This is a genomic window from Rhodomicrobium sp. Az07 (assembly GCF_018619475.1).
In the GTDB taxonomy this organism is placed as follows: Bacteria; Pseudomonadota; Alphaproteobacteria; order Rhizobiales; family Rhodomicrobiaceae; genus Rhodomicrobium.
In genome coordinates this window covers 1-270 of the sequence record NZ_JAHFZG010000073.1, presented here as the reverse complement: position 1 = coordinate 270, position 270 = coordinate 1, and the positions used below count along the sequence as shown (strand labels likewise).

1 protein-coding gene is annotated in these 270 nt (G+C 57.8%); it reads left to right on the top strand.

Features of this window, described 5'->3' with window-relative positions; all coding sequences use genetic code 11:
• Nucleotides 1–148: 148 nt before the first annotated feature.
• A partial coding sequence (locus KKP04_RS15815; protein ID WP_371818846.1) for an ATP-binding protein occupies nt 149–270 on the top strand: 122 nt, incomplete at its 3' end.

Sequence of the window (270 nt, the reverse complement as noted above, 5' to 3'; positions counted from 1 at the left end):
TGATCGTCTCGAAGAACCAGACGGTCCAGAACACCCATGGCTGCCTCCCAAATGACAGCCTTGAATCTGATTTGCTTGCCCTTGGGAATCCCAAGAGTCCACACTTCCTAGTCTAGCCGATGCGGCAACGCCCGACGGCAACGCGGCCATCCACTGTCGTATAGAGGATCGCGGCATCGGTATCCCGGAGGACGAACTGGATCGCGTGTTCGATAAATTTGCCCAGAGCGGCAAGACGAACATCGGAGCGGGCGGATCCGGGCTCGGTTT